The sequence below is a fragment of the Photorhabdus kleinii genome, assembly GCF_025384885.1.
GTDB lineage: Bacteria > Pseudomonadota > Gammaproteobacteria > Enterobacterales > Enterobacteriaceae > Photorhabdus > Photorhabdus kayaii.
This window is the reverse complement of the sequence record NZ_JAJAFY010000168.1, coordinates 1-520: the sequence shown is the minus strand read 5'-3', so window position 1 is coordinate 520 and position 520 is coordinate 1. Positions and strand designations below refer to the sequence as shown.

Annotated in this window: 2 protein-coding genes; both read right to left on the bottom strand. The window is 47.3% G+C overall.

Going from position 1 to position 520, the window contains the following annotated elements; all coding sequences use genetic code 11:
• Positions 1-36 precede the first annotated feature (36 nt).
• Positions 37-342, bottom strand: a complete 306-nt coding sequence (locus LG003_RS23225) for a hypothetical protein (protein WP_205072973.1) — start codon at positions 340-342, stop codon at positions 37-39.
• Positions 326-520 (bottom strand): lysis system i-spanin subunit Rz (locus tag LG003_RS23220; protein ID WP_390894169.1); only part of this gene is annotated, 195 nt, incomplete at its 5' end. The genes LG003_RS23225 and LG003_RS23220, both read right to left, overlap by 17 nt.

Genomic DNA, 520 nt, shown 5'->3' with positions numbered 1-520 from the left:
ATCATTTACTCTGAGGTCTCTGAGGTGGCAGGGTGTTCATGAATACTGTTCCTTGGCCCAGTTTCTCCAGTCAAACCCACATTCACATTTACCAGCGCTATCCTGAAATTCAGCATCAAGACCACATGTCGGACAGCACGGTACTTCAACTGTTATTTTTGTTCCTACTGGCCAGCGCTGAACGTCAAACGTAATTTTGCCTGCGGTGTCAGATTCCATATCGCCGTCGCAATAGATCTCAATAAACGGATTGTGTGCATCGCAGTTCTCACCAGCATAAACATCTGCTTTTACTTCACCCCATGACGCTGTTTTGTACTTAAGTTCATTTGTTACCATCATTGCCCCTACACTCAGTCTTCATATAATCCCTCAGTCCAAGGAATTGGGCTTCGAGGGTTTCGAGTTCTCCGAGGAGACGTAAATAATCTTGTTCAGCGTCTTTCTCCAGTCGGGCGGGTCTTGAACCATCCAAGCCGGTGCTGGAAGCGGTTTCAGACACTGGACACGTGGCTTTGAC

Bases quoted from the DNA above. Each gene is read 5' to 3' on its own strand.
- LG003_RS23225 (WP_205072973.1), bottom strand. From the start codon at position 342: ATGATGGTAACAAATGAACTTAAGTACAAAACAGCGTCATGGGGTGAA.